The organism is Oryzihumus sp. (genome assembly GCF_054325275.1).
This window is the reverse complement of record NZ_JBTCWL010000041.1, coordinates 1-22,889: the sequence shown is the minus strand read 5'-3', so window position 1 is coordinate 22,889 and position 22,889 is coordinate 1. Positions and strand designations below refer to the sequence as shown.

Annotated in this window: 25 protein-coding genes and 1 pseudogene; 19 read left to right on the top strand and 7 right to left on the bottom strand. The window is 73.8% G+C overall.

Translation table 11 applies throughout. From position 1 onward, the window contains the following. The first annotated feature begins 11 nt into the window (after positions 1-11). Positions 12-1,415 (top strand): protoporphyrinogen/coproporphyrinogen oxidase, encoded by a 1,404-nt coding sequence (locus ACXVGS_RS11870; protein WP_458529054.1) that lies wholly within the window; start codon positions 12-14, stop codon positions 1,413-1,415. Here ACXVGS_RS11870 and ACXVGS_RS11865 read toward each other — a convergent pair. Then, on the bottom strand, positions 1,335-3,035 hold the full coding sequence (locus tag ACXVGS_RS11865) for a lysylphosphatidylglycerol synthase domain-containing protein (protein WP_458536981.1): 1,701 nt from the start codon (positions 3,033-3,035) through the stop codon (positions 1,335-1,337). The genes ACXVGS_RS11870 and ACXVGS_RS11865 overlap by 81 nt on opposite strands. Positions 3,036-3,120: 85 nt before the next feature. Here ACXVGS_RS11865 and ACXVGS_RS11860 point away from each other — a divergent pair, with 85 nt between their 5' ends. From ACXVGS_RS11860 to ACXVGS_RS11790, 15 genes are all read left to right on the top strand, one after another. Beyond that, positions 3,121-4,020 (top strand): NAD-dependent epimerase/dehydratase family protein, encoded by a 900-nt coding sequence (locus ACXVGS_RS11860; RefSeq protein WP_458536980.1) that lies wholly within the window; start codon positions 3,121-3,123, stop codon positions 4,018-4,020. Further along, positions 4,020-5,444, top strand: a complete 1,425-nt coding sequence (locus ACXVGS_RS11855) for a hypothetical protein (protein ID WP_458536979.1) — start codon at positions 4,020-4,022, stop codon at positions 5,442-5,444. Before ACXVGS_RS11860 ends, ACXVGS_RS11855 begins: the two co-directional genes overlap by 1 nt. After that, positions 5,441-5,620, top strand: coding sequence for a hypothetical protein (locus ACXVGS_RS11850; protein WP_458529058.1), 180 nt, complete (start codon positions 5,441-5,443; stop codon positions 5,618-5,620). The genes ACXVGS_RS11855 and ACXVGS_RS11850 overlap by 4 nt, the downstream gene beginning before the upstream one ends. Positions 5,621-5,647: 27 nt before the next feature. Next, entirely contained in the window at positions 5,648-6,499 is an 852-nt protein-coding gene (locus ACXVGS_RS11845; protein WP_458529059.1) for an FTR1 family iron permease, read from the top strand. Positions 6,500-6,508: 9 nt separating this feature from the next. Further along, positions 6,509-7,708 (top strand): acyl-CoA dehydrogenase family protein, encoded by a 1,200-nt coding sequence (locus ACXVGS_RS11840; RefSeq protein WP_458529060.1) that lies wholly within the window; start codon positions 6,509-6,511, stop codon positions 7,706-7,708. A gap of 4 nt (positions 7,709-7,712) precedes the next feature. Next, a complete protein-coding gene (locus ACXVGS_RS11835; RefSeq protein WP_458529061.1) occupies positions 7,713-8,936 on the top strand; it encodes a low temperature requirement protein A in 1,224 nt (407 codons plus the stop codon). After that, a complete protein-coding gene (cutA, locus tag ACXVGS_RS11830) occupies positions 8,933-9,256 on the top strand; it encodes a divalent-cation tolerance protein CutA (RefSeq protein ID WP_458531983.1) in 324 nt (107 codons plus the stop codon). Before ACXVGS_RS11835 ends, cutA begins: the two co-directional genes overlap by 4 nt. Next, positions 9,253-10,155: a CHAD domain-containing protein gene (locus ACXVGS_RS11825; RefSeq protein WP_458531982.1), complete on the top strand. Its 903-nt coding sequence runs from the start codon at positions 9,253-9,255 to the stop codon at positions 10,153-10,155. Before cutA ends, ACXVGS_RS11825 begins: the two co-directional genes overlap by 4 nt. After that, positions 10,155-10,586, top strand: a complete 432-nt coding sequence (locus ACXVGS_RS11820) for a nitroreductase family deazaflavin-dependent oxidoreductase (protein ID WP_458529064.1) — start codon at positions 10,155-10,157, stop codon at positions 10,584-10,586. Before ACXVGS_RS11825 ends, ACXVGS_RS11820 begins: the two co-directional genes overlap by 1 nt. Positions 10,587-10,593: 7 nt before the next feature. Then, entirely contained in the window at positions 10,594-11,133 is a 540-nt protein-coding gene (locus tag ACXVGS_RS11815) for a hypothetical protein (RefSeq protein ID WP_458529065.1), read from the top strand. Positions 11,134-11,301: 168 nt separating this feature from the next. Beyond that, positions 11,302-12,153: a protein kinase domain-containing protein gene (locus ACXVGS_RS11810; protein WP_458529066.1), complete on the top strand. Its 852-nt coding sequence runs from the start codon at positions 11,302-11,304 to the stop codon at positions 12,151-12,153. A gap of 36 nt (positions 12,154-12,189) precedes the next feature. Beyond that, on the top strand, positions 12,190-13,158 hold the full coding sequence (ligD, locus tag ACXVGS_RS11805) for a non-homologous end-joining DNA ligase (RefSeq protein WP_458536111.1): 969 nt from the start codon (positions 12,190-12,192) through the stop codon (positions 13,156-13,158). Then, a complete protein-coding gene (locus tag ACXVGS_RS11800; protein WP_458531981.1) occupies positions 13,155-13,757 on the top strand; it encodes an N-acetyltransferase family protein in 603 nt (200 codons plus the stop codon). The genes ligD and ACXVGS_RS11800 overlap by 4 nt, the downstream gene beginning before the upstream one ends. A gap of 10 nt (positions 13,758-13,767) precedes the next feature. Continuing rightward, positions 13,768-14,160, top strand: coding sequence for a VOC family protein (locus ACXVGS_RS11795; RefSeq protein WP_458531980.1), 393 nt, complete (start codon positions 13,768-13,770; stop codon positions 14,158-14,160). Between the two features lie 79 nt (positions 14,161-14,239). After that, the gene (locus ACXVGS_RS11790; protein ID WP_458529069.1) at positions 14,240-15,061 is read left to right on the top strand and encodes an isocitrate lyase/PEP mutase family protein; all 822 of its coding nucleotides are present in this window, start codon (positions 14,240-14,242) and stop codon (positions 15,059-15,061) included. Between the two features lie 36 nt (positions 15,062-15,097). Here the strand turns inward: ACXVGS_RS11790 and ACXVGS_RS11785 are convergent, their stop codons facing one another. Continuing rightward, complete coding sequence (locus ACXVGS_RS11785; RefSeq protein ID WP_458533761.1) at positions 15,098-15,874, bottom strand: acetoacetate decarboxylase family protein; 777 nt, start codon at positions 15,872-15,874, stop codon at positions 15,098-15,100. 316 nt (positions 15,875-16,190) lie between these two features. Between ACXVGS_RS11785 and ACXVGS_RS11780 the strand changes: the two genes are divergently transcribed. Continuing rightward, positions 16,191-17,054 (top strand): LysR family transcriptional regulator, encoded by an 864-nt coding sequence (locus ACXVGS_RS11780; RefSeq protein ID WP_458529071.1) that lies wholly within the window; start codon positions 16,191-16,193, stop codon positions 17,052-17,054. Here ACXVGS_RS11780 and ACXVGS_RS11775 read toward each other — a convergent pair. The 3 genes from ACXVGS_RS11775 to ACXVGS_RS11765 form a co-directional block, all read right to left on the bottom strand. Then, positions 17,051-17,968, bottom strand: a complete 918-nt coding sequence (locus tag ACXVGS_RS11775; RefSeq protein WP_458529072.1) for a S1C family serine protease — start codon at positions 17,966-17,968, stop codon at positions 17,051-17,053. The genes ACXVGS_RS11780 and ACXVGS_RS11775 overlap by 4 nt on opposite strands. A gap of 52 nt (positions 17,969-18,020) precedes the next feature. Then, the gene (locus ACXVGS_RS11770; RefSeq protein ID WP_458536978.1) at positions 18,021-18,857 is read right to left on the bottom strand and encodes an acyl-CoA thioester hydrolase/BAAT C-terminal domain-containing protein; all 837 of its coding nucleotides are present in this window, start codon (positions 18,855-18,857) and stop codon (positions 18,021-18,023) included. A gap of 451 nt (positions 18,858-19,308) precedes the next feature. Beyond that, positions 19,309-19,722: a VOC family protein gene (locus ACXVGS_RS11765; RefSeq protein ID WP_458529074.1), complete on the bottom strand. Its 414-nt coding sequence runs from the start codon at positions 19,720-19,722 to the stop codon at positions 19,309-19,311. Between the two features lie 131 nt (positions 19,723-19,853). Between ACXVGS_RS11765 and ACXVGS_RS11760 the strand changes: the two genes are divergently transcribed. Continuing rightward, positions 19,854-20,168 (top strand): maleylpyruvate isomerase N-terminal domain-containing protein, encoded by a 315-nt coding sequence (locus ACXVGS_RS11760; RefSeq protein WP_458531976.1) that lies wholly within the window; start codon positions 19,854-19,856, stop codon positions 20,166-20,168. Between the two features lie 40 nt (positions 20,169-20,208). Here the strand turns inward: ACXVGS_RS11760 and ACXVGS_RS11755 are convergent, their stop codons facing one another. Both ACXVGS_RS11755 and ACXVGS_RS11750 read right to left on the bottom strand, forming a co-directional pair. Beyond that, on the bottom strand, positions 20,209-21,144 hold the full coding sequence (locus ACXVGS_RS11755; protein ID WP_458529076.1) for a metallophosphoesterase family protein: 936 nt from the start codon (positions 21,142-21,144) through the stop codon (positions 20,209-20,211). Between the two features lie 942 nt (positions 21,145-22,086). Then, positions 22,087-22,410, bottom strand: a complete 324-nt coding sequence (locus tag ACXVGS_RS11750) for a DUF6221 family protein (RefSeq protein ID WP_458529077.1) — start codon at positions 22,408-22,410, stop codon at positions 22,087-22,089. A 191-nt stretch (positions 22,411-22,601) separates the two neighbouring features. Here ACXVGS_RS11750 and ACXVGS_RS11745 point away from each other — a divergent pair. After that, positions 22,602-22,889, top strand: a pseudogene (locus ACXVGS_RS11745) (hypothetical protein); the annotation flags it as partial.

The following is a 22,889-nucleotide window of genomic DNA, read 5'->3' as shown; positions in this document are numbered from 1 at the left end:
ACGCTCAGGGCGTGAGCACCCCCGCGCCAGACCCGGCCGACCTGCTCGTCCTCGGTGGCGGACCGGCCGGCCTGGCCGCGGCCTGGAAGGCCGCCCAGCGCGGGCTGCGGGTGGTCCTGCTGGAGCGGGCCGACCACGTCGGGGGCATGTCGGCCTCCTTCGAGGTCGACGGGGTGCGGGTCGACCTCGGCAGCCACCGGCTGCACCCCAACACCGCGCCGGACGTCATGGCCGACATCCGCGGGCTGCTCGGCGAGGACCTGCAGACCCGTCCGCGCAACGGTCGGCTCCGTCTCGGCGAGACCTGGATCGGCTTCCCGCTGAAGGTCGGTGAGATGCTGCGCGCGCTGCCGCGCGGCATGGCGGCCGGCATCGCCCGCGACGTGCTCGCCAGCCCGCTGCGCCAGCCCGACGCCGACACCTACGAGGCGCTCCTGCGCGCCGGGCTCGGGCCGACGGTGTACGACGCGATGTACGGCCCCTTCGCGAGCAAGCTGTGGGGGCTGCCCGGCGAGCGGATCCACGGCGACCAGGCGCGGGTGCGCGTCACCGCCGACACCCCCGGCAAGGTCGCGGCGCGGCTGCTGCGCGGCGGCCGGACCGGGGGCGGGACCGAGCAGGGGCGCTCGTTCCACTACCCGCGCCGCGGCTTCGGCCAGATCGTCGAGGCGGTCGCCGACGCCGCCCGGCTCGCCGGCGCGCAGCTGCGGCTGGGGGCCGAGGTGACCCGGCTGGACGCGCGGACCGACGGCGTCACGGCATACCTGTCCGACGGCAGCGCCGTGTCGGCGCGGCGCTGCTTCTCCACCATCCCCGTCACCGCCCTGGCGCAGCTGAGCGGCCGTGGGCCATTCGAGGGGCCCGTGCTGCACTTCCGGGCGATGACGCTGGTCTACCTGTCCCACGCCGGAGGCCGGTGGACGCCGTACGACGCGCACTACCTGCCGCAGGAGGGCACCCCGGTCACCCGGATCTCCGAGCCGGCCAACTACCGCGACAGCGCCGACGACCCGGCCGACCGCTCGGTCATCTGCGCCGAGATCCCGTGCATGGTCGGCGACGAGACGTGGACCATGTCCGAGGACCAGCTTGTGCGGCTGGTCCGGCACACCCTGTCCGACACCGGCCTGCCGGCGGTCAGGTGCCGGGCCGTGCATGTCGTCCGCCTGCCCTCGGTCTACCCGGTGTTCGACCTCGACTACGCCGGGGCGATGGCTGCGATGCGCTCGCTGGTCGCCGGGATCCCCAGCACCGTCTCGTTCGGGCGGCTGGGCCTGTTCGCCCACGACAACAGCCACCACGCCATGGCCGAGGCCTATGACGCGGTCGACGCGCTAGGCCCGGACGGCTCCTTCGACGAGCACGCGTGGCACGAGGCCCTGCGCCGGTTCGCCGGGCACCGCGTCGAGGACTGAGGCCGTGTTGAGCTCCCGGTGCACCGCGGGCAGGACACGGCGCAGGTAGCGCCCGAGCCGGACGAAGGAGTCCCCTGCCTGGCGGAAGGCGTAGTCGATGGGCACCTCGGCGTACGTGAAGCCCTTGCCGAGCAGGTCCAGGGTGAGCACCTGGGCGTAGTTGTAGTCGTGGACGACCTCGGCGGTCGCCGCCGCGCGCGGGCTGAACGCGCGGTAGCCGCTCTGGCCGTCGGTGAGCTCCGGCCGGCGGGTCATCCAGCGCACCCACCGGGTCAGCACCTGGTTGCCGAACCGGCGGTGCGGCAGCATCCGCCGGATCTGCCCGGCGAAGCGCGAGCCGACGACGTAGTCGGCCTCCCCGGCCAGCACCGGGTCGGCAAGCCGGCCCAGCTCCCGCGGGTCGTACTCGAGGTCGGCGTCGAGGTAGACCACGGCGGCCGGACCGAGCGCCGATGCCTCGGCCAGGCCCCGCCGGACCGCCGCGCCCAGCCCCAGGTTGGCCGGCAGGGCGACGACCCGTGCTCCGGCGGCGGCGGCCCGGGCGGCGGAGGCGTCGGTGCTGCCGTCGTCGATGACCAGGGCCACGACCGGCCGGCCGGCGTGGTCGCGCGGGAGCCGCTCGACGACGGTGCCGACCGTCGCCTCCTCGTTGTGGACCGGGATGATGGCCACCACGGGGGCGTCGGCGCCCACGGGCAGGGGCTGGGGGCGGGGCGGCAGCTCGCGGGCGAGCCGGAACCGCCCGAAGTATCCCGGGCCCGGCGCGACCAGGGCCGCGGCGCCGAGGACGAGGGCGTAGCCGGTCTTGACCGCATGGGTCAGCAGGGCGACCGCGAACGCCGGTCCGGCGGGCACGCCCAGCGCCACGAGGGCGGCCGTCGCGGCGGCCTCGTAGGTCCCGAACCCGCCGGGGGTCAGCGCCACCGTCTGTGCGGCGATCGTCACCGCGGTCACGGCGACCGCGTCCAGCGCCCCGACCGGGTGCCCGCTGACCTGCGCCACGGCATACAGGACCGACGCCTCGAGCACCCAGGCGAGCACGGCACTGGCGGCCACGGCTGGTCCGGGCAGGCGCAGCGCCGGCAGCCGGCGGACCGTGGCCAGCCCGGCGGCCAGGGCGAGGGCGGCGCCGCCCACGCCCAGCCAGACCCACGCCCCACCGAGGGTGAGCACGACGTGCGGGGCCGCGACGAGCGCCAGCAGCATCACGGCGAGCAGGTCCGCGACCCGCAGGGTGAAGGCCGAGGCGGTCACCGGGGCGGCCGGCAGGCTGGTCCGCCGCAGCACGCTGGTCACGCGCAGCGCCTCGCCGAGCCGCAGCGGCAGGACGTGGTTGCCCAGCAGCGACACGTGCAGCGCGGCCCACGCCTGCCCGGCGGTCAGGGCGGGCAGCACCCGCGTCCACGCCCAGCCGCGCAGGCCGAACGCCGCGGCGTAGGCGCCGAGGGCGAGCAGCAGCGGCACGGGGTCGCGCAGCAGCGCCGAGGCTGCGGAGGCCAGTGAGCGCAGGTGGATGGCGTCGTGCAGGTATGCCGCGGAGGCCAGCACCAGCGCCACCCCGGCGCCGAGGAGGAGCAGCCGCCGCCGGTCACGGGCGAGGGGGGTTTTGACAGCAGGCACGAAAGTGAGGTTAGCCTTACCTTGCTTTCCGCATCCAATCCGCGCGCCCCATCGGGGACGCCCCGTCCGCCCCCGAGGAGACACCGTGGCACTCGTCGTCACCGGGGCGTCCGGCTTCGTCGGCGCCGCGGTCGTCCGGCAGCTGCAGGCGGAGGGCCAGCACGTCGTCACCGTCGACCGGCACCCGCTCGGGTCCGGCCTCGACGGCACCGAGCACCACCTCATCGACCTGGCCGGCGACCCCGGCCCGCTGCGCGAGCTGCTCGCCACGGCCGACGCCGTGCTCCATCTCGCCGGGTGCTCGGGGGTGCGCGACGACCGGCCAGGCATCGAGGCCCGTCGCCGCCGGGACAACGTCGAGGCCACCGCGGCGGTCTGCGCGCTCACCCCGGCCGCGACGCCGCTGGTCGTCACGTCCTCGTCCTCGGTCTACGGCGGGGCCGACCACCGGGCCAGCCGCGAGGCCGACACGCTGCGCCCCCGCGGCGGCTACGCCCGCAGCAAGGTGGCGGTCGAGCAGGTCTGCGCGCAGCGAGCCGCCCGCGGCCACGTCCTCGTGGTCCGGCCCTTCACCGTCGTCGGGGAGGGGCAGCGCGCCGACATGGCGCTGACGACCTGGGCGGAGGCGATCCAGCGTGCCGAGCCGGTCCGCGTGTTCGGCTCGCCCGAGCGGACCCGCGACCTGACGTGCGTCCGGGAGGCCGCCCGTGCCCTGACCGGGCTCGCCCGCTCCGGCGCCACCGGCACGGTCAACCTCGGCACCGGCGCCCCGCGCTCCCTGGCCGAGATGGTCGGCGCCCTCGAGGATGCGCTCGGTGCCCGCGCGCACGTGCAGGTCGAGGCTGCGGCCGCCCGCGAGGTGCGCGACACCTGGGCGGACACCACGCGGCTGCAGTCCCTGCTCGGCTGGACCCCGCGGACCGACCTGCGCGACGCCGTCGCGCGGGCCGTCGCCCCGCGGCTCGACCTCGCGCAGGCCGGCTGATGGCCCGCCGCTGGCTCCTGCTGCCCGTGCTGGTCACGCTCGTCGTCGGCCTGCTCGGGATGGGGGTGCGTGCGACCCACGGCGGGCAGGCGGCCGTCGACGAGCCGCAGTACCTCCTGTCCGCCCTGTCGCTGGCCGAGGACGGCAACCTCGACATCTCCGACGAGCTGGCGGCCCGGCGCTGGACCGCCTTCCACCAGGCCGAGCTGCCCGTCCAGACCCAGCCCCTGCCCGGAGGCCGCGCCGTCTCCCCGCACGACCCGCTGCTGCCGGTGCTGCTCGCCGTGCCCATGGGTGCGTTCGGCTGGGTCGGGGCCAAGGTCGCCATGGTCCTCATGGCGGCGGCCACGGCCGCGCTCCTGGCGTGGGTGGCCGTCCGGCGGTTCGGGGTCGACCAGCGGGTCGCCGGCGTCGCGGCCGCGGTCGCGTTCGCCTCGCCACCACTGGGGATCTACGCCCAGCAGGTCTACCCCGAGGTCCCCGCGGCGCTCGCCACCCTGGTGGCCGTGGCCGCCGCGTCCGCCCAGGTCATCCGGCCCCGCCACCTGCTCGCGCTGGTGCTGGCCGTCAGCGCCCTGCCGTGGCTCGGGCTCAAGTACGCCGCCGTGGCGGCAGCCTTGGCCCTCGGTGCGTTTGCCGTGACCCGCCGTCGCGTCCCGGGTCGCCACCTGCTGTGGTCGGCCCTGGCACTGGCCGGCTCGGCGGCCGGCTACCTGCTGGGCCACCTCGCCCTCTACGGCGGGGCGACCCCCTATGCCACCGGGGACCAGTTCCAGGCCACCGGGCAGCTCAGCGTGGTCGGGGTTCACCCCGACTACGTGGGCCGGAGCCTGCGGCTGACCGGCCTGCTGGTGGACAACACGTTCGGCCTCGTGCCGTGGCAGCCCGCGCTCGTCGTGGCCGTCGCCGCGGTCGCCGTCGTCGCGGTGCGCGGGCGGCTCCCGGAGCGTTGGCTGCTGCTCGCTCCGCTCGGCGCCGGCTGGGCCACCGCCACGTGGGTGGCCCTGACCATGCACGGGTTCTGGTCCCCCGGCCGCCAGGTCGTGGTCGTGCTGCCCCTGCTCGTGGTGGTCGTGCTGCTGGCGCTGCAGCGGTTGCCGCGTGCGGTCGCGGTCCCCGTCGCGGCCCTCTCGCTCGGCGGCGTGGTCAACCTGGCCGTGTTGCTGGCGGCCGGTCTCGCCGGTCGGCTCACCTGGGTCACCGACTTCTGGACGGCGCCCTCCCCGGTCTACCAGCTCCTGGCCCGGGTCACCCCGGACTACCGCAGCAGCCACTTCATGGCCGGCCACCTGGCGTGGGTCGTGCTGCTGCTGGCCTCGGCCGCCGTGGCGGTCCGGGCCACCCGCGGTGCCACCCGGCATACCCACCGCGTGGGCGACCCCGCCCCCGCGCTGTCCCCGTCCCCGAAGGGAACCCACGCATGACCCGCAAGCTCGCCACCGCCACCCTTGCGCTCGCCACCGCGCTGACCCTCGCCGTCGCCGGCTGCAGCGACTCCGGCGCGAGCACCCGTGACGGCGGCTCCGGCAGCGGCTCCGGCAGCGGCTCGGGGTCGGGCTCGACGTCGTCGGAGACGTCCGCGCCGACCACCGGCAACTGACCACCCACCACGAGTCGAGGTCACCCCATGCTCGCGTCGTTCCTGATCATGCTGCGGGAGGGTTTCGAGGCCGCCCTGGTCATCGCGATCCTCTACTCCTACCTGCGCCGCACTGGGCGCGCCGAGCTGCTCGGCCCGTTGTGGGCCGGGATCGGTGCGGCGTTCGTCGTGGTGCTGGCGCTGGGCGTGGCGGTGCACCTGGGCATGGACGAGCTCGTCGGCGTCGCCCGGCAGCGGGCCTTCGCGGCGACCATGCTCCTCGCGGCCGGCGTGCTCACCTGGATGATCTTCTGGATGCGCAAGCACTCGCGCGCCATGAAGGGCGAGCTCGAGGGCAGCATGGACCACGCGATCGACGCCCGCGGCAACGTCAAGGTCGCCGTCGTCGCGGCCGCGTTCCTGGCGGTGCTGCGCGAGGGCTTCGAGGCCACGCTGTTCCTCATCGCCACCGCCACCCAGGAGAGCGGTGAGAACGTGCTGGTCGGTGGCATCGTCGGCCTCGTCGTCGCCGGCGTGCTCGGCTGGATGGTGGTGGTCGGCGGCAAGCGGCTGCCGATGAAGCAGTTCTTCGCCGTCACCGCATGGGTGCTGGTGATCTTCGCCGCCGGGCTGCTCGCCCGCGCCGTGATGTTCCTGCAGTCCACCGGCGACCTGGGCATCGTCCTCAACAACGTCTACGACCTGACCGCCGTGCACTGGCTGACGCAGGACAGCGAGGTCGGCCGCTTCCTGGCCGCGATGTTCGGCTGGGACCCGCGCCCCTCGATCGAGCAGGTGCTGGTCTGGGTCGGCTACGTCGGCGTCGTGGGCTGGCTGTTCCAGCGCGGCGGCCGGGCGCCCGCGACCACGGGCACGGCGAAGGCCTCGATCCGGGCCTAGCCTGAGGCCATGAGCCCCTCCGGACGCCGCACCCCCGACCCGCTGGACCTGCTGGCCACGGACGCCCTGCTCGACGAGGAGGCGCGCGCGGTGCGCGACACCACGCGCGCCTTCGTCGCCAAGCGGGTGCTGCCGGATGTGGGCCAGTGGTTCGAGGACGCCACGATGCCCCGGGAGCTGTTCCCCGAGCTGGGCAGCCTCGGCCTTCTGGGCATGCACCTGACGGGGTACGGCTGCGCCGGGACCAGCGCCACGTCATACGGCGTGGCCTGCCGCGAGCTGGAGGCGGGCGACTCGGGGATCCGCAGCTTCGTCTCCGTGCAGGGGTCGCTGGCGATGTACCCCATCTGGGCCTACGGCTCGGAGGAGCAGAAGCAGCAGTGGCTGCCGCGGATGGCGGCCGGGGAGGCGGTGGGCTGCTTCGGGCTGACCGAGCCCGACCGCGGCTCCGACCCCGGCGACATGCAGACCCGGGCCCGGCGCGACGGCACCGACTGGGTGCTGACCGGGCGCAAGATGTGGATCACCAACGGCCCGGTCGCCGACATCGCCGTGGTCTGGGCCCAGGCCGAGGCCGACGACGACAACCCGGCCGGGGTGCGCGGCTTCGTCGTGCCGACGGCCACGGCAGGCTTCTCCGCCCACGAGATCAAGCACAAGATGTCGCTGCGCGCGTCGCTGACCGGCGAGCTCGTGCTGGACGGGGTGCGGCTGCGGGCCGACGCGGTGCTGCCCGGGGTGCGCGGGCTCAAGGGGCCGCTGTCGTGCCTGACCGAGGCGCGCTTCGGCATCATCTGGGGCGCCCTCGGCGCGGCCCGGGCGTGCTTCGAGTCGGCGCTGGACTACGCCGGGACCCGCCAGCAGTTCGGCCAGCCCATCGCCGGGTTCCAGCTGACCCAGGCCAAGCTGACCGAGATGGCGGTGCGGATCGGCACCGGTTCGCTGCTGGCGCACCACCTCGCCGGCCTGAAGGAGCGGCATGAGATCACGCCCGAGCAGGTCAGTATCGGCAAGCTGAACAACGTGCGCCTCGCGATCGACATCGCCCGCACCGCCCGGACCATCCTCGGCGCCAACGGCATCTCGCTGGAGTACCCCGTGATCCGGCACGCCAACAACCTCGAGTCGGTGCTGACCTACGAGGGGACCGAGGAGATCCACACCCTCGCGATCGGCAAGGCGCTCACCGGTATCGACGCCTTCCGCTGACGCCATGAGCGGCGTGGGTGCGGTCCCGTGGCGGCGGCCGATGACCGGCCGGGACACCGGCGAGGAGCACCGGGCCTCCACGCCGCTGGAGCTGCTGTTCGACCTGTGCTTCGTGGTCGCCGTCGCCGCCGCGGCGGCCCGGTTGCACCACGGCCTGGCCGCGGGGCACGCGGGTGCGGCGCTGGCCGGCTACGCGATGGTGTTCTTCGCGATCTGGTGGGCGTGGATGAACTTCACCTGGTTCGCCTCGGCCTACGACACCGACGACGTGGCCTACCGGCTGCTCACCCTGGTGCAGATGGCCGGCGTCCTCGTCCTGGCCGCCGGCGTGCCAGCGGCGTTCGACCGCCGCGACTTCCTGCTCGTCACCCTCGGCTACACCGTCATGCGGGTGCCGCTGGTGGTGCAGTGGCTGCGGGTGAGCCGTGACCACCCCGAGCGCCGGCGCACCGGCCGGCTCTACGTCGCCGGTATCGCGATCGGCCAGGCCTTGTGGCTCGGTCGCCTGCTGCTGCCCGCGCCGTGGGGTCTCGTGGCGTTCCCGGTCCTCGTGGTGCTGGAGGTGCTGGTGCCGGTCTTTGCCGAGCGGACCGGCGGCCGCACGCCGTGGCACCCCGGGCACATCGCCGAGCGCTACGGGCTGTTCACCCTCATCGTCCTCGGCGAGGTCATCCTGGCCTCCACCACCTCCGTCCAGGTCCTCACCGAGGCGCACGGCCTGTCGGCCTCGCTGCTGCTGGTCGCCGTCGGCGGCCTGCTGACCGTCTTCGGCATGTGGTGGCTGTACTTCAAGCGCTCCGTGGAGGACACGCTGCGCCTGTCGACCCGTTCGGCCTTCGTCTGGGGCTACGCGCACTACCTCGTGTTCGGCTCGGTCGCCGCGGTCGGTGCCGCGGTGGGCGTGGCCGCCGACGTGGCGCGGCACGAGGCCGACGTCCCCACCCGCGAAGCCGACCTGGCGCTGGCTGGCGCCGTCGCGGCATACCTGCTCGTCCTGGGGGCGCTGCACGCGTGGTCCTTCCGCACGCCGGTGGTGGCTGTGCGCTCGGCGTCGGCCGCCGTCGTCCTGCTGCTGCTCGCCGCGCCCGGCCCCGACGTCGGCGTCATGACGCTGCTCGTCGGCCTGGTCGTCGCCACCCTCGTCGCCGTCCACGTGGCGCTGGACCGGCCCCGGCAAGGCCCTTCGTCACGACGGCCCGCGACGGGGCGGCATACGGTGGGCAGGTGAGCCAGCTGCTCGAGGTGAGGGTGACCGTCGGCGCGCCGGGCGAGGCCGACCGGATCGCCGCTGCGCTGGTGGCCGAGGGGCTCGCGGCGTGCGTGCAGGTCGTGCCGGGCATCACCTCGGTCTACCGGTGGGAGGGTCTGGTCGAGCGTTCCGCCGAGCTGCTCCTGCTGGCCAAGACGACGGATGAGCTGTTCGACCGCCTCGCGGCGCGCGTCGTCGAGCTGCACTCCTACGACACCCCCGAGGTGCTCGCCGTGCCCGTCGCGCGGGCCAGCGAGGGGTATGCCGTGTGGCTGCGAGAGTCGGTCGTCCGGGCGTGACCGCGCTCCGGGACGAGGAGCCGGCTGCCGTCGCGGTGGTCGGTGACTACCTGGACCGGCAGGTGGCGGTGCTGCGTCACGCCGGGCCGGCGTTGATGAAGGGCGACCCGGCGGCCGTTCACGACGCCCGGGTGGCGGCACGTCGCGCCCGGTGCACGCTCGCGACGTTCGCCGAGGTGCTCGCCACGAGCGACCCGGAGCCGCTGCTGGCGGAGCTGCGCTGGTGGGGCGGTGTGGTCGGCGCGGTCCGCGACGTCCAGGTCCTGCACCTGCGGTGGCAGCCGCTGCTCGCCGAGCTGGCCGACGTGGTCGCCGCCGACGCGGTCGCCTGGCTGGAAGGTGAGCTGGGGCAGCGGCGCCGCGTGGCCGTCGCGGCGCTACGGCAGGCGCAGGCCGGCGACCGGCATGCGGACCTGGTGGCCGCGCTGGTGGCGGCGGCCTCGCCCGCGTCACCACCGGGGAGCGGCCTGCGGGCTGCGGCGCTGGCGCTGCCCGGGCTGGTGCGCCGGGCCTGCCGGCGGATGGACCGTGCCGCGCGCCGGGTCGACGTGGCCGGGTCGGAGGGGTCGCGCGCCCACCGGCTGCACGACGTGCGCAAGGCGGCCAAGCGGGCCCGCTACGCAGCGGAGCTGTGTGCCCCGGCGCTCGGGGCGCCTGCGGCGGACCTGGCTGCGCGGATGGAGTCTGTCCAGGAGGTCCTGGGGGAGCGGCAGGACAGCGCGCACGCGCAGCAGGTGCTCCTCGAGCTGATGTCGGCTCCTGGGGCCGGTGGCCCGGAGGGGTTCGTGTGCGGGGCGCTGTGGTCGGCCGAGCAGCAGCTCGCCGGCGCGGCGGAGGAGGCCTACCCCGTGGCCCTCGGCCGGGCGGAGGAGCGGGCGGTGCGGCATTGGCTGGGGTGATGCGGGCCGGGCAGCGGTTCTTCACCGGGCTGCACACCCGCATCTATCGCGCCAGCCACGGCCGCATCGGCTCACACATGGGCCCGGTCGAGAACGTCCTGCTGACGACCACCGGCCGGCGCAGCGGCCGCACGCGCACCACCCCGCTGGGCTGCCTGCCCGACGGCGACCGCCTCGTGCTGGTGGCCTCCAACGGCGGGGCGCCCCGCCACCCTGACTGGTACCTCAACCTGTGCGCCGACCCGCACGTCACCGTGCAGCGCGGCGCGCAGGTCCGGCCGATGCTGGCCCGGACGGCCACCCCGCAGGAGCGGGACGTGCTCTGGCCGCGGGTGGTCCAGCGGTATGCCGGGTACGCCCGCTACCAGGAGCACGCGCCCCGCGAGATCCCCCTCGTCATCTGCGAGGAGCAGCCGCGCCGGCCGGGATGATGGACCCGTGCCGGACACCCCGTCGCTGAAGTACGCCCACCTCGAGCGGGAGCTGCGATTCCTGCTGCCCAGCCCTCCCCGGTCGCTCCCGGTCGAGCGGACCTGGCGGATCACCGACCGCTACCTGCCCGAGACCGGGCTGCGGCTGCGCCGGGTGGAGGAGCAAGGCCGGCCGGTGGTGCTGAAGCTGGGGCAGAAGGTCCGGGTCGACGGCGGCCCGCGCACGGTGGCGCACACGACGATGTACCTGCGCCGGTCGGAATACGACACCCTCCTCGTCCTCACGGCGGACGAGCTGGCCAAGACGCGGCACATCGTCCTGCTGGGTGGGCACCGCTGGGCGGTGGACGTCTTCGAGGGTCACCTGCGTGGCCTGGTCACGGCCGAGCTCGACCTCGGCGCGGACGGCGAGCGGCCGGACGAGCTCGGTCTCGACGTCCTGGCCGAGGTGACCGGCGACGAGCGGTTCACCGGCGGCGCCCTCGCGCGCACCTCTGCCGATGCTCTGGCGCAGCTGCTGCGCGAGCACGGCCTGCACTCCTCCTGACGCGGGCGCCGCGCCAGGACGGATGCGGGCGTCCGGATCATCCGATCTGGGTGATTTCGTGCGCCTGCAGGCTGACTAGCGTCGGCGAAGGCCGACAGGGCACCTGCCGGTCACGCAGGACGCGGGGCGGCTGCCACGGGGGCGGCACCGACCCGGGGGAGGACTCGAATGGACTTCGTGACGGCGGAGGAAAGCCCGGTCTCGTCGGAGGTGGGGACGGCCCCGCCTCCGCTGGGCGTCGGGGAGTCGCTGGCGCCCTCGCTCGAGGTCCTCCAGCACATCAGGCGTGGCCGCGACCTCGACGTCTACGAGGCCCGCGACACGACCCGCTTCTGTCGCGTCCTGGTCAAGACCCCGCGCCCGGAGCTCGCCAACGACCCCGGGACGCTGGCGTCGCTGGAGCACGAGTGGGACGTGCTGGCGCGGCTGACGCACCCGCACATGGTCCGCGGATACGAGCTGTTGCGGCCGGAGGGCACGGCGCCACGGCTGGTTCTGGAGGTGCTCACCGGCGCGACGTTCGCGGCGCTGATGGACGACCTGGGCAGGCTGTCCCTGCCTGACCTCGCCCTGCTGACCGACCACCTGTCCTCGGCGCTGCGCTACCTGCACTCGCTGGGATTCCTGCACCTGGACGTCAAGCCGTCGAACGTGGTGTGCGACAACGGGATCGCCAAGCTGCTCGACTTCTCCATCGCTCGGCCCCCGGGCACGTACTGGCCCGGCCTCGGCACTCGGACCTGGGCCTCGCCGGAGCAGCTGGCCGGCGCGGAGCTCACCTCTGCCTCCGACGTGTGGGGCCTGGGGCTGCTGCTGCACCTCGGCGCCACCGGGAGCAACCCCTACGACGGTGACGAGGACGGGCTGCCGGTCACTGCGCGAGCTCCCCGGGTGCGCAGCGTGCGACGGCTGCCCGCACCCGTCGCCGCCGCCGTGGACGCCTGCCTCGAGCAGGCGCCGGGTGACCGCCCCACACTGCCCGAGCTATCCGCGGCCTTCGCACCCCATCTCGGCGAGTGACGGGCGGTCGGGCAGCCGGGCGTCTAGGTTGGCGCCATGGCAGCCGCTGACGGCAAGAGCCCCGCGGTCGAGGTCGAGGTCGGCGACAAGACGGTCCGGATCTCGAACCCGCAGCGCGTCTACTTCCCTGCGCGCGGGGAGACCAAGCTCGACCTCGTCAACTACTACCTCGCGGTCGGCGACGGCATCGTGCGGGCGCTTCGCGAGCGCCCGTGCATGCTCCACCGCTTCCCCGAGGGGGTGTCGGGGGAGAAGGTCCACCAGAAGCGGCTGCCGCAGGGTGCGCCGCCGTGGGTCCAGACCGTGAGCGTCCACTTCCCGCGCTACCACCGCGACGTGCACGAGCTGTGCGTCACCGAGCTGGCCAGCGTGATCTGGGCCGTGCAGATGTCGACCGTCGAGTTCCACCCGTGGAACTCCCGGCGGGCCGACACCGAGAAGCCGGACGAGTGGCGCATCGACCTGGACCCCATGCCGGAGTGCGGGTTCGACACGGTGCGTCGCGTCGCCCATGTCGCGCACGAGGTGCTCGACGAGCTGGGGGCGACCGGCTGGCCGAAGACCTCCGGCGGCAAGGGAATGCACATCTACGTGCGGATCAAGCCGGAGCACGGGTTCAAGGACGTACGCAGGGCGGCGCTCGCCTTCGCCCGGGAGGTGGAGCGGCGGGCGCCGGACGAGGTGACCACCACGTGGTGGCGGCGAGACCGTGACCCCTCGACGCTGTTCGTCGACTACAACCAGAACGCCCGCGACCACACCATCGCCGCCGCCTACTCGGTGCGCGGCCTGCCGGACGCCCGGGTCTCCACGCCGATCCGTTGGGACGAGGTCGACGACGTCCTGCCCGAGGACTGCACGATCGCGACCGTGCCCGAGCGGTTCGCCCGGCTGGGGGACCTGCACGCCGGCATCGACGACGCCGTCTTCGACATCAGCCCGCTGCTGGAGTGGGCGGACCGGGACGAGCGCGCGGGCGCCGAGGACCCGGGCATACCCGAATGACGCCGAAGCCGCGCTTCCCGCTCGACCACGCGCCGGACATCGACGTCAGGCCGGCGGCGGGTCGCTTCGAGGACTTCGCCACCGTGGTCGGCCCGGCGCGCCCTGGGGCGCGCGGCTGCTGGTGCATGGCCTACCGGGACAGCCGCGTCGCGCCGGACGAACGGCCGGACTACATGCGCGCGGAGTGCGCGACCGAGCCGGGCCCCGGCGTGCTGGTCTACGTCGACGACATCGTGGCCGGGTGGTGCTCGGTTGCCCCCAGAGCGAGCTACCGGCGCCTGCTCGGCTCGCGCACCATCCCGATCCTGGACGACCGCGACGCCTGGGTGGCCGTCTGCTTCGTCGTCCGGTCGGGATACCGCGGGCACGGCTTGATGCACCACCTGCTGGCTGGTGCCGTCGAGCAGGCGAGGAGCCACGGCGCCGAGGTGGTCGAGGGCTACCCGGTCGAGACCGGGGGCGACCGTGTTGACGTCATCTCCGGCTACGTCGGCACCGTCGAGCTCTTCGAGAAGGCCCGTTTCGAGCGCGTCGCGCCGACCACCGGGCGAAGCGGCGGGCAGCCCCGCTGGGTGATGCGCAAGCCGCTGACCCCCTGAGGTCGGCGCCATGGAGCTCACCCAGGTGCGCGTGCTCGTCGACGACTTCGGGCCCTGCTACCGGTTCTACCGCGACGTGCTCGGGCTGACCCCGCAGTTCCCGGCCGAGGACGGGCCCTACGCCAAGCTCACCCCGGCGACCGGGACTGCCGGTGTCGCGCTCCAGCAGCGCTCTGCGATGGCGAGCGTGTTCGACGAGCTGGGTCACCCGGTCAGCGGCCACCGCGGCCTCATCGTCCTGCGGGTGGATGACCTCGACGCCCAGGTCGAGCAGGTGCAGGCGCGGGGAGGGACCCTCGCCCACGGCCCGGCCCCGATGGGTGAGCGGATGAGGGTGGCGCACCTGAGGGACCCCGAGGGCAACCTGGTCGAGCTGCAGGAGTGGCTGGCCCTGCGCGGCTGACGGGGCCCGGCTGAGCCGCGGCGGCGGCGAGGTCCGGTTTCCGCCGGACATCGCGCCGGTGGGGTGGTTGGCTGGCGACATGACGACCTCCGCGGGACCCGCGCCCAGCGCCGCCGAGCGGTTCCACCAGCTGCACCGGGGCCCGATCCTGGTCCTGCCCAACGCCTGGGACGTCGCCTCGGCTCGCCTGGTCGAGGAGGCCGGGGCGTCGGCGGTGGCCACCACGAGCGCCGGGCTGTCGTGGTCGTGGGGTGTCGCCGACGGTGAGCACCTGGGCCTCGAGCGCATCCTGGACCTCACCCGGCGGGTCGTGGACGCCGTCGACGTGCCGGTCACGACCGACCTCGAGGCCGGCTACGCGCAGGACCTGGACGGGCTCGCGCGCAACGTCCGTGCGGTCCTCGACGCCGGTGCGGTGGGGGTCAACGTCGAGGACGGGCTGGCCGGCGGCCTGCGCCCGGTCGCGGAGCAGGCTGCACGGATCGCGGCCCTGCGACAGGAGGCCGGCGCCGGGTTGTTCGTCAACGCCCGCACCGACACCTACTGGCGCGCCGTCGGTGAGACCGAAGGCCGGCTCGACGAGACCGTCCGCCGCGCCGAGGCCTACCTCGAGGCCGGTGCCTCGGGCATCTTCGTCCCGGGCATCAAGGACCGGGGCGTCATCGAAGGGCTGGTCGCCCGGATCCCGGCACCGGTGAACATCCTCGTGGGCCCCGGCTCACCCACCATTCCCGAGCTGGCCGACCTCGGGGTGGCGCGGGCGTCGGCCGGGTCCGCGATCGCCCTGGCGGCCTACGGGCACGTCCGGCGGGCGGCGGCAGAGCTGCTCGGGGCGGGCACCTACACCGAGCTCGCTGGGGCCGCGGACTACCCGACGATGAACGCGCTGCTATCCCGCTGAGCCGCAGCAGGATGAACACCATGGGGCCCACCGCCGTCAGCGCCGCGTAGCTGCGGGCGGCCGCGACGGGCACGAGTGTCGCCGCCACCACGAGGGCGACGCAGAGCCACGCCGTGCCGGGCCGGGGAGCGAACAGCGCCGCCGGGACCGCATGGCGGTATGCCGGACGGCCGGGTCGGGCGCCGCCGTTCGCCGCCTGCGGGCGGTGAGGGCACGGCATACCGCGGAGCCGCCGGTGAAGTGCAGGACCGGGAGGGCGCCGCAGACCAGCAGCGGTGCGGGCAGCCACCCGCGTCCGTGGGCGGGCATGCCCTGGCCGAGTGCGCTCATGGTGAGCAGCTGCAGCCCGGCCGCCGAGGCGCTCGGGGCCGACCGTGCTGATGGCGCCGGCCACGGCGGCGACGAGCGCCGGCAGCAGGACCATCGCCATGGGCGTGCCGAGGGCTGGCACGAGGATGTGGCGCAGGCGGCGCGGCGTCGGGTGGGGCGGTCGTTGGCCGAGGCGTAGAGGCTGCTCACGGCCAGCGGGATGGTGAGGTCGGGGTGGTGCAGCCCCATCCCGACAACGCGCAGGCTGCCGTAGTCCAGCGCCCCGACGAGGGTGTCGGAGTCGGTGAACAGGCTCGGGCGGCCCAGCTTCTTGGGGTAGGCGCTGCCTTCCCGGCCGAGGGCGATGGCCGGGGCGTTGTCGAGGTACATGGAGTGGATGAAGTCCCCCTCGTCGCCCTCGTGCCGGACCCGCAGCACCTGGCCGGACTCGGTGTAGTCGCCCAGCCCGGAGCTGTCCGGCATCCGGATGACCTCGAAGCGCACGAGCGGTCGTCGACCTCGAGCGGCTCCGGCACCACGGCGCGCATCGCGTCGAGGTCGGTGCGCTAGGTGATGTTGAGGTACTCCCGCCGGCTGAACCGGTAGGGGCCGGCAGGGTATGCCGCGCCGCCGAGCGGGGTTGATGTGGCCTGGAGAACGTCCTGGCTTCGCACTGGTGATGGTGTCCCAACGCGCGATCCGTGGGTCGACCGTGGCGGTCCTCGCGCTGTGGTGCCGTCCGGCCATCTACCTCCCCGACGGTAGGCAGCGCCGGGCCGCGAGAGAAATGCAGGTGAGCCGGGATTCATACACTTGGTGCATGGATGTCGAGCTGCGCGACCTGAGGCTGTTCATGGCGCTGGTCGAGGACCCGCACTTCTCCCGGGCCGCGGCCAGCCGGCGGGTCAGCCAGCCGACGCTGACCCGGTCCCTGGCCCGGCTGGAGCGGGCGCTGGGGGTCCGGCTGGTGGAGCGGACCACGCGCAGCGTCGCGCTGACCGAGTCGGGCGAGCGGCTCAGTGCCGAGCTGGCCCAGATCCTGCCCCGCCTCGACGCGGCGGTCCGCTCGGTCAGCGCCCACCCCACGCTGCGGCTGGGGTTCACGTGGCTGCTGCCGGCCGAGCTCGTCCGCCGGCTGCTGACCGGGTTCGAACGGACCGCGGGTGGCCGGATCGACCTGGTCCGCCGGGACGACCGCTCCGGTGGGGTGCTCAGCGGTCAGACCGACGCCGCCATCGTCTTCGGCACGGTGCGTCGCAGCGAGTCCCTGCGCGTGGTGGAGCTCGGCACGCAGTCGCGGGTCGCGGCGGTCTCCCGCGACCATCCCCTGGCCCGTCGCCGGCGGCTGCACTGGGCCGAGCTGGCCGACCACCCGCTGGTGGTCAACGCGGTCAGCGGCACCGTCGGCCCGACGATGTGGCCGGCCTCGGCCCGTCCGGAGGTGGCGGTCACATGCCGGACCTACGACGAGTGGATCGCCATGGTCGCCGCCGGCCGGGGCGTCGGGGTGCTGCCCGAGTCCGCGCGGGAGCAGCCGCACCCCGGCGTGCGCTACGTGACGATCGGTGATGCGCCGCCGGTGTCGCTGCTACTCGTCCTGCCGACCCGGGCCGCGCACCCCCTCGTCGGTGCCCTGGAGGAGCTGGCCGTGACGGCCGCTCGAGGGGAGACGCGGGTGTCCTAGTCCGAGGTGGAGGTGGCCAGGCGGTGCAGGATCGGCGCGGCGCGCGCGATGGGGATGCCGAAGCCGATGTTCTGCGCCAGGGCCTCGTCCGAGCTCGACGCGCCCGCGGTGGTGATGCCGATGACCGCGCCGGAGGCCGAGAGCAGCGGCCCGCCGGAGTCGCCCGAACTGATCGCCGCGTCCGTCTGCAGCAGGTGGCTCAGGGTCGTGCCGTTGCTGAACGAGACGGTGCGTCCGAGGGCGGAGATGATGCCGACGGTCACCGTCGGGGTCCCCTCCAGGGCCAGGGCGTTGCCGGCGGCGATGACGAAGTCGCCGACGCGCGGGTGCAGGTCGGTGGCCAGGCCGAGCGGAGGGAGGGAGGCGCCCTGCATTCGCACGACCGCCAGGTCCGCGTCCGGGTCCGAGGCGACCACGGTGGCGGCGACGCGCGAGCCGTTGGGCAGCGTGACCGAGACCGAGCGGGCGCCGGAGACGACGTGGGCGTTGGTGGCGATGTCGCCGGAGCGGTCGAAGGCAAAGCCGGTGCCGGCCACCTTGTGCGTCATCGTGCCGCCGACGCCGTCAGGGACCGTGGTGGAGACGTTCAGGGCCACGACCGAGCCGCGGATGCGCGCGGCGACGTCGGCCAGCCCGGTCATCGCGTCCCCACCGAAGCGGGTGCCCGCCTGGGCACTCGTGCGCGTGCCGTCGCCCCCGACGAGCCAGGCCACGACGCCGCCGCTGACGCCGCCGGCGACCAGCGAGCTCACCACGACCAGGACGGACACCCGCCGGCGCACCGGGTGCTGCTTCGGTGCGGGTGCCGGTTCGGGGGCCGGTGCCGAGGCCGGTGACGTCGGCACCGGGCCGGGTGAGGCGGGGGGCCGGTCGTCGTGGATGTCCACCGGCTCGGGCTGGAGGTCGGTGCTCACCCGACCAGTTCAGCGGTCGGCCCGGCCCCCCTCCCGTGGCCTTGGTCCCTCCTCAGTCGGTGGTCAGGCGCAGGGCCCGGCTCACGTGCGGCCAGGCGAGCGCCCCCAGCTCCGCGTCCGCGGCGGGCGTGCCGCCGCGGGCCATCGCCTGCCCCGCGCCGACCGCGGACTCCCCGGGCAGCATGGTCCGGTGCCCCGCGTGCGGGTGCGTGACGACCGTCGTGGCCAGCCCGTGCGCCTCGCGCCGGGCGGCGATGCTGCGGGCGAAGTCCGCCCCGGGCCAGACCTGGTCGTCCTCGCCGCCGACGAGCACGACCTCCCCGGTGATGCGCTCGACCGGGATCGCTGCCGCCTCCGTCCGCTCCGGATCCGCGGTGAGGCTGGCCTCGTAGAGCCCGCGGAAGGCCGGCGGCGTGGTGTCCGGCTCCCAGGACTCCAGGAAGGCCACGAACGGCAGCGGTATGCCGTGCCGCGTCCAGTGCGAGGTCTGCCGCGGCTGCCCGTCGGGGCCGTCCGGGGCAACCCCCGCCCACACCACCGGGCTAGGGGCGAACGCGACGACGGCCTCGACCCGGGCGTCGTGGGCGGCGGTGAGCAGGGCCGCCTCGGCCCCGAACGAGAGCCCGACGACCGCGAGCCGGTCGCACTCGCCCGCGAGCCGGTCGAGGGCAGCCGTGAACGTCTCCAGCGGCACCTCCCACGGCCCGGGCTGTTGTCCGTCGCCACCGAACCACTGGATCGACATCGCGCTGGCGCCGTGGGAGGCCAGCAGGCGGGACCGGTCGGCGTCGACCCGCCCGCTGGAGCCGGCCAGGACGAGCACGCCTGTGCCACAAGGGTTCTCGGGTCGGACCCACACACCGGTGGGGTTGCTCAGCTGCTCCTCCATGCGCCCGAGCCTAGGCGAGCGTGACTGTGGAGGTGAGGGCACGGCATACCCCTGGGGGTATAGTTGCTCCACGTTCCCGACGAGAGGAGAGCCACGTGTGCCAGCCGGCCGTGTGCAAGCAGTGTGGGAAGGCGACCTGGCGCGGGTGCGGCATGCACGTCGACCAGGTCATGGCGGGTGTGCCCAAGGCGGCGCAGTGCACGTGTGAGCGAGGCGGCGGTGGCGGCCTCGTCGGGGCGATCAAGGGCTTCTTCGGCCGGGGCTGACCCCGTCCCACCGCGATCGGGTCAGCGGCCCTCGGTGGATCGGTCACGACGACGGGCCACCACGTCGGTCACCCGTTGGCGCTGCGGCCGGCACTGCGTCTCATTGAACGCCCTGCGCGGCGGGAGCGCCACGGTTTCCGTGTAGCGCGGACGCCGTGTTGATCCGAACCTGACGGTCGGCGAGGTCAGGCGACGAAGATGCAGAACGGGTGGCCGGAGAGGTCCGCAAGGACGTACAACGGCTCGCCCGGGTCGTCGGTGCGGTCCAGCAGCAGCTGCGCCCCGAGCGACTCGGCCCGCTCCCGCTGCCGCTCCAGCTCCGCACGGCTCGGGACGGTGAGGTCGAGGTGCATCTGCATCGGGACGTCATGGCCTGGCCACGTCGTCCGCTCCAGGCGCTCGACCTGCTGGAACGCCAGCTTGCGGGCGCCGTTCGCGTCCACGAGGACCAGCCAGTCGGCGTCGTCCACCTCACCCGCCGCGGGCGGTTCATCGCCTGGCCGGTACCGCAGCCCGAGGAGCTGCCGGTAGAACTCGGCAAGGGCTCGGGCGTTGGTGGTGTCGATGGCCGTGTGCAGCAGCTGCGGGTAGTCAGCCATGGTCGCCTCCCCTTCGTTCGCATGGTTCCACGCGATGCGTCTGTCCGCACTCGTCGCAGGCCCGGCAGCTGCGGTGTCAGGCCGGGCAGGAAACCCGGTCCGGTGTCCGGCGCCGTGGCCAGGGTCGGTGGGTGACCTTCGTACAGCAGCGAGAGGACTGTCTGGCCGCGCTCGGCTGGGTTGCCGGTCTCATGGCCTCGACGCCACCAGCACAGCTGGGTCTGCCCACACCGTGCGCCGAGTACGACGCGCGCAGCCTGATGGGACACCTGATCGGCACCGCGGAACGCGGTCTGGCCACGGCTGAGCGGCGTTCGACCAGCCACGTCCCGCACGTGGTCACGGACGTGCCCGATGAGGAGCTCGCGAGCAGCTGTGCCGCTCTGGCCAGGCGGATCGGCTCCGATGCATGGATGCCCATCCAGCGCTCACGAACCTCGTGCTGAGGACCGGCTAACTCGGTGTCCCCATGCAGGCGGAATCGCCTCAGTGGCGCACGTGCTCGAGCGCCGCCGGTGGCGCACAGTCCTCGGTCGTGAACTGCCAGGTCTCGGGGTCGGCGACGTACACCTGCTCCCCGACCTGTGGGTCACGTGCGTGCAAGACGTGGAACGACGGCGAGAACGGGCCGCCCAGGTCGATGACCGTCGCACCAGCACCTTGCACGGCTCGGATGACGTGCTGGGGTGCCGTGAGGTCGATGCGGCTAACGACTCCTGGTGTCGCCCATACGGGTATGCCGCCGAGATGCCCGCTGAACTGGAGGTGGAAGTGTCCGCACAAGACGGCTACGACGTCCGTTCCTGTGATCACTGCCGCCAGCTCGTCCCGGTTGTGCAGGCCGGCCTCCCGCATCCACGGTGCCGTCGGGGTGTGGATCGGCGGATGATGCAGTGCCAGCACCGTTCCATGCGGCGCGGGGTCGCGCAGCAGCTCTCGCAGGGCGTCGAGCTGGGCGCGGCTGACAATCCCATGGGCCGCGCCCGGGACCAGGCTGTCGAGGGTGATCAGTCGCAGGCCGCCGACACTGCTGACGGCCGCCCGTTCGTCGTCGAGGCCATCGAGTCGGACACCGACATCGGCACCGTGCCCGTCGAGGTGCCCGGTCCCGAGGGCAGAGGAGAACCCAGGTCTACGGTCGTGGTTGCCCGTGGCATAGAGGTGCGGGATGCCGCGCGAGCCGGCAAAGCGCCCGACCCTGTCGCGCACGAGCGCACAACCCTCGGCCGAGCCGTCATCGGCGATATCGCCGGTCACGACGACCAGGTCGAGGTTGGTGAGGTGGCGGCAGTCGTGGAGCAGTTGATCGAGAGCCCCAAGTGCGTCGACACCGTCCTCGTCGAATCCGCTCGCGGTGACATGCGTGTCTGACAGATGCAGGATCCGGTGTGGCAAGGCGCGCTCCGAGGAAGCTTGCAGCACCTAGGCGGTCGATGCTGCGCTCGTCACTCCCGGTGGTGGCCACCCCCGCCAGTCGTCGGAGCAGCGACTATATGGCCCGAGCGGTCCGAAACGCCGCTTGCCGCTTTCGCGCGGCACCCAGTCCACGGCTGCGGCCTTGCCGCAGTGGCTGGAGAAGTCGGTCGACTGGCACGCTGCCGTGGCCGCTGTCGGCGTGCCGGCCCTGCATCTGCACGACCCGCGGCACACCGGCAGCCGGCCTCGCCCGAGGCCTACGCCGCGATCGCCGATGCCATCAACGCCCCGCCTGACCCTGCACTTCGGGTCCTCCTCCGAGGACTCGGCATGATGCGGCTGTGGCCCGTGTGTGGCCCGACAACGGGCACGGACGGGCATGAGAAAAGCCCACGCCGTGGGCGAAACGCCTCTGACCTGGGCTTTGTCGTGGAGCGGGTGACGGGAATCGAACCCGCACTGTCAGCTTGGGAACACGCTCAGCGCGGTTCGGTCTCGTGCTCGCCGCGGTGAAGCTGCACGTCGGCGCCAGTGCGCGAGTGACCGTGAGTACCGGTGAGGACCTGCCTGTTCCGATCGGATCGGGCACGTATCGGGCACGCCCAGCTGCCCTGCGTGGAACGGCCGAGGACGGCGCGACGCGCCGCCCGCCGGGCGGACCCCCGCCGGCGAAGCCGGCGGTTTAAAACCGTAGAGATAGTGCTCACCCGACCGGGTTCGGCAGACGCTGCGGTGGCCTTCTTCGTGCATCACGGTGGGACTGCGTCTTGACAGCAACATGCCTTGGGGGCGGCTGCGGCCAGAGCCGTTCGTGGCCGAAGGACCGACTCGCGCGGTACCCGAGCGGTGGTCCGGGACAGACCGCCACGATGTAGCACGTCGGGTCGCCCGGGTGGGGCCGCCGCGGCACTGGTTCGGCGCCCGAGGCCTGCGGCCCGTGCCTCAGGCTCAGATGCGCCATTCCGGCTGGTAGTCCGGGTGGTCGGCATACGGCAGGGCAAGGGCCCGGAGCACGAAGGTCAGGCGGGTGACCTCCCCCTCGGGTCCGACGTTCCCCTCGTAGTTCGACACCGCGTCGACGAACTCGGCCGCGATCCGCCGCTTGGCCTCGCATTCGGCGACCAGCCGGGAGGGGTCGACTTCCAGCACGGGCCGGTTGACGTCCATCGCCCAGGCCAGCCCGGAGGTCAGGCTGCCCGGATCGCCGTACTGCCGGGCCAGCTCCTCGTCATCCGTGGCGCGGGCCAGCACGAACTCGCTGAGACCCCTCATCCGCCCTCACCTCCACAGGTGACGCCGGCCCGCGCGACGGCAGCCACGCCGGGAGCCGCCGTGGACCTGCTCACCGCTCATGGCTGATCCCTTCCGCGCGGGGAGTACCTACTCACGGTCCGCCCGACGTGCAGGGGCGTCAAGGCAAGAACGGTGGACGTGAGGAAGACCTCTGAGCGCGGCCAGACGTTATGGCCCAGGGTGTCTCTGAGGGTTCGGTCGCCAAGGCCTACCGGCTGCTGCGGGCGATCCTGACGACCGCGGTCGATGAGGACCGGTTGATCGCGGCCAACCCCTGCCGGATCAAGGGCGCCGGGCAGCAGAAGAGCGTCGAACGCCCGGTGCTGACGTTGCCGCAGGTCTTCCAGCTCGTCGATCTCGTCCCGGAGCGGTGGCAGGCGTTCATCCTGCTCAAGACCTTCGCCTCGCTGCGATGGGGCGAGATCACCGCGTTGACCCGGGCCGACCTCGACCTGGTC

What these genes read in the sequence shown, in the direction of transcription:
- ACXVGS_RS11855 (WP_458536979.1), top strand. Translation starts at nt 4,020, where the DNA reads ATGGCCCGCCGCTGGCTCCTGCTGCCCGTGCTGGTCACGCTCGTCGTC.
- ACXVGS_RS11850 (WP_458529058.1), top strand. Translation starts at nt 5,441, where the DNA reads ATGACCCGCAAGCTCGCCACCGCCACCCTTGCGCTCGCCACCGCGCTG.
- ACXVGS_RS11845 (WP_458529059.1), top strand. Translation starts at nt 5,648, where the DNA reads ATGCTCGCGTCGTTCCTGATCATGCTGCGGGAGGGTTTCGAGGCCGCC.
- ACXVGS_RS11840 (WP_458529060.1), top strand. Translation starts at nt 6,509, where the DNA reads ATGAGCCCCTCCGGACGCCGCACCCCCGACCCGCTGGACCTGCTGGCC.
- ACXVGS_RS11835 (WP_458529061.1), top strand. Translation starts at nt 7,713, where the DNA reads ATGAGCGGCGTGGGTGCGGTCCCGTGGCGGCGGCCGATGACCGGCCGG.
- ACXVGS_RS11820 (WP_458529064.1), top strand. Translation starts at nt 10,155, where the DNA reads ATGCGGGCCGGGCAGCGGTTCTTCACCGGGCTGCACACCCGCATCTAT.
- ACXVGS_RS11810 (WP_458529066.1), top strand. Translation starts at nt 11,302, where the DNA reads ATGGACTTCGTGACGGCGGAGGAAAGCCCGGTCTCGTCGGAGGTGGGG.
- ligD (WP_458536111.1), top strand. Translation starts at nt 12,190, where the DNA reads ATGGCAGCCGCTGACGGCAAGAGCCCCGCGGTCGAGGTCGAGGTCGGC.
- ACXVGS_RS11800 (WP_458531981.1), top strand. Translation starts at nt 13,155, where the DNA reads ATGACGCCGAAGCCGCGCTTCCCGCTCGACCACGCGCCGGACATCGAC.
- ACXVGS_RS11795 (WP_458531980.1), top strand. Translation starts at nt 13,768, where the DNA reads ATGGAGCTCACCCAGGTGCGCGTGCTCGTCGACGACTTCGGGCCCTGC.
- ACXVGS_RS11790 (WP_458529069.1), top strand. Translation starts at nt 14,240, where the DNA reads ATGACGACCTCCGCGGGACCCGCGCCCAGCGCCGCCGAGCGGTTCCAC.
- ACXVGS_RS11780 (WP_458529071.1), top strand. Translation starts at nt 16,191, where the DNA reads ATGGATGTCGAGCTGCGCGACCTGAGGCTGTTCATGGCGCTGGTCGAG.
- ACXVGS_RS11770 (WP_458536978.1), bottom strand. Translation starts at nt 18,857, where the DNA reads ATGGAGGAGCAGCTGAGCAACCCCACCGGTGTGTGGGTCCGACCCGAG.
- ACXVGS_RS11765 (WP_458529074.1), bottom strand. Translation starts at nt 19,722, where the DNA reads ATGGCTGACTACCCGCAGCTGCTGCACACGGCCATCGACACCACCAAC.
- ACXVGS_RS11750 (WP_458529077.1), bottom strand. Translation starts at nt 22,410, where the DNA reads ATGAGGGGTCTCAGCGAGTTCGTGCTGGCCCGCGCCACGGATGACGAG.